The organism is Candidatus Eisenbacteria bacterium (assembly GCA_016867715.1).
Lineage (GTDB): Bacteria > Orphanbacterota > Orphanbacteria > Orphanbacterales > Orphanbacteraceae > VGIW01.
In genome coordinates this window covers 19,961-29,546 of the sequence record VGIW01000033.1, presented here as the reverse complement: position 1 = coordinate 29,546, position 9,586 = coordinate 19,961, and the positions used below count along the sequence as shown (strand labels likewise).

The following is a 9,586-nucleotide window of genomic DNA, read 5'->3' as shown; positions in this document are numbered from 1 at the left end:
CGACGAGCCTTTCCGCCTCGGCAGCTCCTACTTCATCCCCCACGATGACCAGACGGGGCGAGAAGTTCTCGGCCGTGCGATCAAGAGCCGCCGCGACGCCTCTTCGTTCGTCGATTGGCATCCGGACGACATGCTCTTCCTCCCGCTTCACGGCCGGGAGAAGAAGGTGATCGGCACGCTCTCCGTCGACGATCCCTTCGACGGCCGGCGTCCGACGGCGGAGTCGATCCGGGTTCTCGAGCTCTTCGCGCGCGAGGCGGCGTTCTGCATCGAGACGAGCTTGCTGATCGACGAGCTGCGCCGGACGAGGGCCTATCTCGAAACGCTGATCGAGAGCTCGCCGGACGCGATCATCACGACCGACACCGACGGGCGGATCGCGCTTTTCAACAGCGGCGCCTCGAAGCTTCTCGGATATCGCCCGGACGAGGCGATCGGGCGCTCGGTCGTTCTCATCTATTCGTCGCTCGAGGAAGCGAAGCGGGTGCGCTTCGCGCTCGAGGCGAAGCGCCCGGGCGGCGAGTCGGGGCGGATTTCCAACTATGAATCCTTGCTCCGCGCGAAGTGGAGGGAGAAGATCCCCGTCTCTCTTTCGGCGTCGATCCTGTACGACTCGGAGGGGGAGGAGATCGGCACGGCCGGCATCTCGAAGGACCTTCGGCCGCTTCGCAAGCTCGAGCAGGAGCTCATCAAAGCGGAGAAGATCGCGACGCTCGGCGAGGTGGGCGCGATGCTCTCCGACCGCGTGAACAACTTCCTCCAGTCGATTCTCGCTGCCTGCGAGCTTTCCTGCCGCTTCTACCAAAACCCGGAGGTGATGGAGGTGCTTAGGGAGAAGGGGCTGAAGCGGGAGGTCGAGAAGGAGAAGTATCGCCTCCGGGTGATCCAGGAGGAGGCGCTCCGGATCGGGCAGATCACGGAGAAGCTGCAGCTCATGGCGAAGGGGAAGGAGTACGAGACGAAGCCCTACCTCGAGGGGGTTTCGATGCTCGATGTCGATCGGAGCCTCCAGAAGCTGCTCGAGAGCCGGTCGGCGGCGGTTCTCGTCGCGGACGATCAACTTCATGTGCGAAAGTTCTTGCGCGAGATCCTCGAGGGAGACGGTTTCACGGTGGAGGATGCGGAGGACGGCGAGGAAGTGATCATGAAGGTCCGCGAGAAGAGGTACGACCTCGTGATCAGCGACATCCGAATGCCGAAGAAGTCGGGGAACGAGGTGGTGGCTGAACTGAAGGAGATCGCGCCGGATCTTCCAGTGATCCTCATCACCGCCTACGGATACGACCCCTCGCACACCGGCATCCGCGCGAAGAAGGAAGGGGTCGTCGAGGTTCTCTACAAACCTTTCGATCTCAAGAAACTAAAGGAGGCGATCGCGCGCGCTCTTTCGGAAAAGAGGGCTTGATGAATCCGTACAACGCGACGCTCGAGAGGAAGGAGATCCTGAACCAGGGGCTCGTCGTTCTCCGCATCGCTCCTGACGAGACCCCCTATCGGTTCGAGCCCGGACAGTACACGGTCCTTGGGCTTCTCGGCCGCGAGGGACGGATTCTCGAGAGCGAGCCGGAGGATCCCGCCGCCGAGCCGGAGAAGCTGATCAAGAGGGCATACTCGCTCGCCTCGGGAAGCACCGAGGAGCATCTCGAGTTCTACATCGTTCTCGTGACCTCCGGGGCGCTGACGCCGCGTCTTCTCGCGCTGGAGGAAGGGGCGCGCCTTTGGGTCTCCCCGAAGGCGGTCGGGATGTTCACGCTCGACTCGGTCCCCGAGGACCAGGGGGTCGTTCTCGTCGCGACCGGCACGGGTCTCGCGCCGTACATCAGCATGGTGCGGACGAAGATCGAGAAGGAATGCGGGGGCAAGAGGCGCTGGGCGATCCTCCACGGCGCGCGCCAGAGCTGGGATCTCGGGTATCGGAACGAGCTCGAGACGATCCGAAAGCGTTGCTCGAACTTCTTCTACCTGCCGAGCATCACCCGGCCGAGTCCCGAGGATCCCTGGGGCGGGCTTGCCGGGCGCGTCAACCTCATCCTCGTCGACGGGACGTTCGAGGAGCGTTTCGGAGAGAGGCTCGATCCGTCCCGCCATCATGTGTTTCTCTGCGGAAACCCCGCGATGGTCGAGGATGCGGTGATGCAGCTCGGGGAGCGAGGCTTCTCCGAGTGGCATCACCGAAAGAACCCGCAAGGAACGATTCACGTCGAAAGATATTGGTAGGGGGAGGTCGGCGGCGACTTACCGCGGTCACTTGCCGTGGGGGCGTTGTCGGACGCGCGGATCCTGCCCGCGTAATTCGGTACCTGATACCCTATTGGATGCCCGATTTCCCTGTGATTCGTGTAATTCGGGGAAACAGGGTATCAGGTACCGAAAAAAGGCAAGGATCGCGGTGGAGATCGGCGCGCGGCGGCGGTTCACGAAGGTCTCGTGAGTGCCCTCGATGAGAAGGAAGTCGCGCCCCTCGCCGAGCGCAAAGAGGCGCGCTCTGGCTTGACCGCGCCCTCGCGGCGGAATAGTCTGGGAACCTGCGCGCGGAGCGGAAGGGGAGGCGCGGCGGGAGCGCCCGAATCGAGAAGAAGCCCGCGGCGTGTTCCGCGCGCCGGAGGGAGCGGCCATGGTGCGCATCGCGCTCGCGCAGATCAACACGACGGTCGGGGACATTCAGGGGAACGGGAATCGCGTGCTCGAGTTTCTCCGTCGGGCGGAGAGCGAGGGCGCGGACCTCGTCGCCTTTCCGGAGCTCGCGATCTCCGGCTACCCGCCCGAGGATCTCCTCCTTCGCACGCGCTTCCTCGACGACTGCCGGGCGGAAGTCGAGCGGATCGCCGCGGAGACGCGGGGGAGCGCGGCGGTCGTCGGTTTTCCGGAGCGGACCGAGGAGGGCGCGCACAACGCGGCGGCGGTCCTTCAGGAGGGGCGTCTTCTCGGCGTGTATCGGAAGAATCTTCTCCCGAACTACGGGGTCTTCGACGAGGGGCGCTACTTCCGCGCGGGGGAGAAGGGTCTTCTCCTCGACATCGAAAAGGCGCGCATCGCGGTTCACATCTGCGAAGATTCGTGGATCGTGGGGAGCCGTCCGGTCGAATGCGCGAGGGAGACCGGCGCGAACCTCATCCTCAACATCTCCGCGTCGCCGTATCACACGGGAAAGGTGGAGATCCGGCGCCAGGTTCTCGCCGCGGCGAACGCCAAGTGCGGGACGCCCTCCTTCTATGTGAACCTCGTCGGGGGACAGGACGAGCTGATCTTCGATGGAGGGAGCATGGTCGTCTCGGGCGGAGGCGCGATTCTCGCCCTCGCCGAGCGTTTCGAGGAAGATCTTCTTCTTTATGATGTCGATGTTTCGAACGAGAAGGAAAGGCCTGCGCTCGCCGGAGAGGGAGCGGCATGGGAGACGATCCGGATCGAGCCGATCGGCGACGGGGCCCGGCGCCTTCCCCTCCGGCAGCGTCCGATCCGAACGCCGGCGAGGGAAGAGGAGGTGTACAGCGCCCTTCTCCTCGGGACTCGGGATTACTTCCGGAAGAACGGCTTCGCGCGCGCCGTGATCGGCCTCTCCGGCGGGGTGGATTCGGCCCTCGTCGCCGCGATCGCGCGGGACGCGCTCGGCCCGGACCACGTGATCGGCGTCACGATGCCGAGCCGCTACACGTCGGCGGCGACCCGCGCCGACGCGGACGCGGTGGCGGACCGCCTCGGGATCGAGCTCGTGGAGATCCCGATCGAGCCGATCGCCCTGGCGTACGCGAAGGCGCTCGCGCCGGCCTTCGCGGGGACGGAGCCCGGCGTCGCCGAGGAGAACATCCAGGCGCGGGTTCGCGGCAACCTCCTCATGGCCCTCTCGAACAAGTTCGGATGGCTCGTTCTCACGACCGGGAACAAGAGCGAGACGGCGGTCGGCTACTGCACGCTCTACGGAGACATGGCCGGAGGGCTCGCGGTGTTGAAGGACGTTCCGAAGACGCTCGTCTACGCGCTCGCGGCGTGGAGAAACACGTGGCCGGACGGACCGGCGATTCCAGGGAGCGTGATCGCGCGTCCTCCTTCGGCGGAGCTTCGCGAGAACCAGAAGGACAGCGACTCGCTCCCCGAGTACAGCGTGCTCGACCCGATCCTCGAGGCGTACGTCGAGCACGATCTCTCGGCCGATGAGATCGCCGAGCGGCTCGGCGGACGCGAGACGGTGGAGAGAGTTCTCCGGATGGTCGACGCGAACGAGTACAAACGCCGCCAGGCTCCGCCCGGCCTCAAGATCACGCCGAAGGCGTTCGGCAAGGACCGCCGTCTTCCAATCACGAACCGGTACCGGTGACGCTTCTCTTTTTTCCCCGCAACGAAATCGCCGGTTCTCTCGTCTAGGGGGATAGAGCGCCCGGCGCCTCCCCTATGCCGTCCGTACGCGAGCGGCCGCGCCGGGCGCGCGCTCTCCCCTTCTTGAGAGGTGAACCATGTGGACGACCGAAGAGAAGGTGTTCTTCTCGATCCTGATCCTCCCGTATCTCGCCCTCTCTCTCGCCGCGCTCGGCATCGGGTAGCGCGGCCGCCGAGGCGGTTCCCTCCGCTCCCGGAGGTCGGCCCGGAGGCGAGGCGCATCCGGCGGCTTCGGTTCGATTTTACCTATTGATTTTCAATCAGTTGGACCGTCCGAGGCGTCTCGATCTCTAGGCGATTTTCTTCTTGATTACCCGACAAATGTCTAGTATATTGAGAAGGCCGGGATTCGAGGGTTTCGAACGGGGCGAAGCGATGCGCGTCGAGTCGATCCAGGAGCGGATCAAGGTGCGGGCCGACTTCGAGGGGGGGAAGGTGACGCCGCTCCTCTTCAAGCGGAACGACCGGAGACACCGGGTCAAGCAGGTGAACCTGCGATGGGAGGATCGGGAGGGAGGGAGGAAGCTCTTCTATTTCTCGGTGAGCGACGAGGCGGGGGACGTCTACCAGCTTCATCTCGATTCGGCCGACATGAGCTGGCACCTCGACTTCGTGATGTTGGAGAGCTGACCTCCCGTGATTCCTCCCGGTTTCCTACTGCGGACCGGGATCGCGGGCTGCGAGGCCTCTCTTCCGTCGCTGCTTCCTCGACGTAGCTTGGGGCTACGCCTCCGGGAGCGGCTCGTCCAGGTCGGCCTCTCGCCACGCGCTCCCGGCCCTCGCTACAGAAACCGGTCGGAACCGCGGGAGGAGTGGAGAAACTTCATGGAAAAAGCTCTTCCCAGCCCGTGCTCGCGATCGTGGGCCGCAGCAGGAATTGGTCCAGAATCCCGGGTGACTTGGATCCTGCACGTCGACTTCGACGCGTTCTTCGCGTCGGTGGAGCAGGCGCGGAACCCGGCGCTCCGCGGGCGGCCGGTGGTCGTCGGGAACGGCGTCATCGCGAGCTGTTCGTACGAGGCGCGGCGCTGCGGCCTCTCCAACGGGATGCCCCTCTCGCGCGCGGCGCGCCTCTGCCCGTCGGTCGTCATCCTCGACGGCTCGTACCCGACCTACCGCGCCCTCGCCGAGAGGATCTTCTCCTTCTGCCGCGACGTCTCGCCGAACGTGGAGACGTTTCTCGACGAGGCGTACATCGAGCTGACCGGCACCGAGCGCCTCCACGGGCATCCGCTTTCCGTCGGGCACGCGCTCCGCGAGCGGGTGCGGCGGGAGACCGGGCTCCCGGTGACCGCCGGGATCGGGCGGAGCCGGATGATCGCGAAGATGGCGGGGAAGCGGGCGAAGCCGGACGGGCTCGGCTTCATCCCGCCCGGGACGGAGGCGGAGACGATCGCCCCCTTCCCGATCCGCGATCTCCCCGGCGTCGGGCACGCGTACGGCGCGCTGCTCGAAAAACTTCAAGTGCGAACGATCGAGGAGCTCCGCGCGTTCCCCGCTCCCGCGCTCCGGAAGCTCTTCGGGGTTCACGGGGATCTCCTCTTCCGGCGCTGCCGCGGCGAGGATACGGCGGTGATCGAGGAGAGGGAGATCCCTCGGTCGATCTCGCGCGAGACGAGCTTCCACCGCGACACGTCGGACCGGCGCGAGATCGAGGGGATGCTCTTCTACCTCAGCGAACGGGCGGCGCGCGCGCTTCGCGCCCTCAGGCTCGAGGCGCGAACGGTGGGCATCCGGATCCGCTACGCGGGGGGCGGCTCGGAGGCGATGAGCCGTTCGCTCCCGAAGCCGGCCGCGCTCCACCCGCCGATCCTCCGCGCGGCGCTCGACCTCCTCCGGCGGGTCTACGCGCGGCGCGAGGCGCTCCACCTCGTCGGCGTCTCGCTCGCGAACATCGCGCGGTGCGGCCCGCGCCAGACCGACCTGTACGACGAGGAAGAGGCGGAGCGGAGCGCCGCCCTCTCCCGCGCGCTCGACGAGGCGAGGGATCGGTTCGGTTTTTCGTCCGTCGTCGCGGGAAGGAGCCTCGATCTCGTCGGAAAGCTCGAGCGGAACAGCCATGGCTTCGTGCTACGTACCCCTTCACTTACAAAGTAATTTCTCGCTCCTCCGCGGGACGGCGCCGATTCCATTTCTCGTGGAGAGGCTCGCCGCGCTCGGCTTCTCCGCGGCGGCGCTCGCCGACCGGAACAACCTCTATGGAGCGATTCTCTTCCGCGTGGCGGCGCGCGCGGCCGGGATCCGAACGATCGTCGGGGCGGAGGTGGACGACGCCTCCGGCGCGCGTCTCGTTCTTCTCGCGCGCGACCGGGAGGGGTACGGAAACCTCTGCCGAATCGTGACGCGCCGGATGCTCGAGGATGCGTTCGACCTCGCGCGCGCGGTCGAGGAGAACGCGGGCGGCCTTTTCGTTCTCGCCGAGGGAGGGCCTCTCGCGGAGACGGTCCGCCGGGCTCTTCCGCCGGGCGCCCTCTGGATCGAGCTTCCCTTCGGCGCGGCGGCGCGCACGGTCCGCGAGCGCCGCCGCGAGGCGCGCCGGCTCGGCGTCGGGGTCGTCGCCGGGGGGGCGGCGCCGCTCCGCGCCCCGGAGGATCGAGCGCTCGCCGCGGTTCTCGCGGCGATCCGGACGAACACGCTCGTCGGCAAGGCCCCGCCGGGGGAGGCCGCGCCTCCGGAAGGGTACCTCCGCCCCCCCGAGAAGGCGGCCGCCTTCTTTCGCGAGGTTCCCGAGGCGCTCGCGAACACCCTCACGATCGCCGAGGCGTGCGCGTTCGATCCGACGGGGGAGGGGACGATCTTTCCCCGCTTCCCGCTCCCGGAAGGAGAAACCCCCTACGCGCGTCTTCACGCCCTCGCGCAGGAAGGGCTCCGGCGCCGCTACGGAGCGTCGATCACGCCGGAGATCACGCGGCGTCTTCAGCAGGAGCTCGAGACGATCGACCGGATGGGTTTCCTCGAGTACTTTCTCGTCGTCGGCGATCTCGTCCGCTTCGCGCGCGCGCGCGGGATCCCGGTCGTCGGGCGCGGCTCGGGAGCGAGCTCGCTCGTCGCGTACCTTCTCGGCATCACGAGCGTCGACCCGATCCGATATCGTTTATACTTCGAGCGTTTCCTGAACTCGCTCCGCGACGACTGGCCGGATCTCGACGTCGATCTCTGCTGGCGGGGCCGCGACGAGGTGATCGAGTACGCCTACGAACGGTACGGGCGCGACCGGGTCGCGATGATCTCGACGCACCATCACTATCATCCGCGGTCCGCTTTTCGCGACGCGGCGCGGGCCTTCGGGCTCCCTCAGGAAGCGGTGAACCGCGCGAGCCGCCGGATCCCGCACGTCTCCGATCTCCCCCTTTCCGAGCTCTTCCGAAGGTCGCCGCTTCTTCGCGACTATCCGCTCGATCGAGAGCCGTACGGCGCGATTCTCCGCTTCGCCGACGCGATCCGCGGGTTTCCCCGCCACCTCGGCATCCACTGCGGGGGGATCGTGATCGCCGACCGTCCGATCGACCGCTGCGTTCCGCTCGAGGAGGCGGCGAAGGGGATCGTCGTGACGCAGTACGAGATGCACGCGATCGAGGAGGCGGGGCTCGTCAAGATCGATCTCCTCGGAAACCGGGCGCTCTCGACGATCCGCGAGACGCTCCGCCTCGCGCGCGAGACGAGCGGCGTCGAGATCGACCTCGATACGATCCCGCACGACGACGAGAGGACCGCCGCGATTCTCCGAGAGGGAAGGACGCTCGGCTGCTTCCAGATCGAGTCGCCCGGAATGCGGAACCTCCTCAAGATGATCGGCTCCTCCTCGATGAAGGGAACGATCGACGCGCACTCGCTCATCCGCCCCGGTCCCGCTTCTTCGGGTATGAAGGAACTGTTCGTGCGGCGCGCGCACGGGCTCGAGCCGGTCGCCGTTCCGCATCCGGCGATGGAGGAGCTTCTCGCGGAGTCGTACGGGATTCTCCTCTACGAGGAGGACGTGATGGCGACGGCGAGCCGCGTCGCGGGGATCACGCTCGAGGAGGGGGACCTTCTCCGGCGAAGGATCGCGAAGGCGAAGGACGAGGAGTCGATGCGGGCGCTCGCGAACGGCTTCCTCGCAGAGGCGATCCGGCGCGGCGTGCACCCGAAGGCGGCGAAGGAGATCTGGTCGCTCCTCGCCCGTTTCTCCGGCTACTCGTTCTGCCGGGCGCACGCGGCGGGATACGGGGTTCTCGCGTATCAGACCGCCTATCTCAAGGCGAACTTCCCAGCGGAGCACGCGGTCGCGCTTCTCAACAACCATCAAGGAATGTACCCGCTCCGCGCGCATGTCGAGGAGGCGCGGCGGCGGGGGATCGAGGTGCTTCTTCCGTGCGTCCACCGTTCGGGGGAGGAGTTCACGCTCGAGGAGGGCCGCGTGCGCGTCGGGCTCGCGCTCGTGCGGAATCTCTCGGCGCCGGTCCGCGAGCGGATTCTCGCGGAAAGACCGTTTCGCTCGCTTGCGGATTTCCTCCGGCGCGCGCGTCCCTCGCGCCGCGAGGCGGAGAACCTGGTTCTCGTCGGGGCGTTCGATGCGACCGGCGCGGAGCGGGCCGAGCTTCTCTGGGAGCTCTTCGCGACGTTCGAGGAGAGGCGGAGGGAAGGGAGGAGGGCCCCGGGGATGTTCGACGAATACCCTTCCGATCCGGCGCGGCCGAAGCTCCGAGCGTTCTCGCTCGAGGAACGGCTCCGCTACGAGATCGAGATCCTCGGCCTCGCCGTTTCGGCGCATCCGATCGCGCTTCTCCGAGGGAACGGAATCGCGACGGGGCTTCACGATACGCGCGAGCTTCTCCGCCGCGGCCGGGGCCCGGTGAGGCTCCTCGGGATTCCGGCCGCCTCGCGCCGCGTGCGGACCTCGAGAGGGGAGGAGATGCTCTTTCTCACGATCGAGGATGAGTTCGATCTCGTCGAGTGCACGCTTTTTCCTTCGGTGTTCAAACGGTTTCTCGCCGAAGCGCGCGGGCCCGGGCCCTTCGCGATCGAGGGGATGATCGAGGAGCAGTACGGGGCGCGCACGGTGAACGTGCGAAGCCTCGCCTCGCTCGCCGCGGAGGAGCCGATCCTCCGGGAGATGCTGGAAGAGGAGCGCGCCGCGGCAGGGTTTGACCGCGCGCCGCGCCCCCTGTAGCCTGGAGGCCGCGATCCGCAGCCGCAGCAGGAAACGCGTGCGTCGTCTGGGCTAAGATGCGGTCGG

At 67.0% G+C, this 9,586-nt stretch carries 6 protein-coding genes; all 6 read left to right on the top strand.

The annotated features are described in order from the left end of the window. Positions 1–1,405: response regulator (locus FJY73_07630; protein ID MBM3320530.1), on the top strand; the 1,405-nt coding region annotated here is incomplete at its 5' end. Further along, positions 1,405–2,217 carry a ferredoxin--NADP reductase gene (locus FJY73_07625; protein MBM3320529.1) on the top strand — a complete coding sequence of 271 codons (813 nt, stop codon included), beginning with the start codon at positions 1,405–1,407 and terminating at the stop codon, positions 2,215–2,217. The genes FJY73_07630 and FJY73_07625, both read left to right, overlap by 1 nt. 397 nt (positions 2,218–2,614) lie before the next feature. Continuing rightward, entirely contained in the window at positions 2,615–4,312 is a 1,698-nt protein-coding gene (locus FJY73_07620) for an NAD+ synthase (GenBank protein MBM3320528.1), read from the top strand. Positions 4,313–4,746: 434 nt separating this feature from the next. Continuing rightward, positions 4,747–5,001, top strand: coding sequence for a hypothetical protein (locus FJY73_07615; GenBank protein MBM3320527.1), 255 nt, complete (start codon positions 4,747–4,749; stop codon positions 4,999–5,001). Positions 5,002–5,265: 264 nt separating this feature from the next. Then, positions 5,266–6,468, top strand: a complete 1,203-nt coding sequence (locus FJY73_07610) for a DNA polymerase IV (protein ID MBM3320526.1) — start codon at positions 5,266–5,268, stop codon at positions 6,466–6,468. After that, positions 6,431–9,520, top strand: a complete 3,090-nt coding sequence (locus tag FJY73_07605) for a DNA polymerase III subunit alpha (GenBank protein MBM3320525.1) — start codon at positions 6,431–6,433, stop codon at positions 9,518–9,520. Before FJY73_07610 ends, FJY73_07605 begins: the two co-directional genes overlap by 38 nt. Positions 9,521–9,586 lie beyond the last annotated feature (66 nt).

Excerpts from the sequence above, each read along its gene's own strand:
- FJY73_07625 (MBM3320529.1), top strand. The coding sequence starts at position 1,405 with ATGAATCCGTACAACGCGACGCTCGAGAGGAAGGAGATCCTGAACCAG.
- FJY73_07620 (MBM3320528.1), top strand. The coding sequence starts at position 2,615 with ATGGTGCGCATCGCGCTCGCGCAGATCAACACGACGGTCGGGGACATT.
- FJY73_07615 (MBM3320527.1), top strand. The coding sequence starts at position 4,747 with ATGCGCGTCGAGTCGATCCAGGAGCGGATCAAGGTGCGGGCCGACTTC.
- FJY73_07605 (MBM3320525.1), top strand. The coding sequence starts at position 6,431 with ATGGCTTCGTGCTACGTACCCCTTCACTTACAAAGTAATTTCTCGCTC.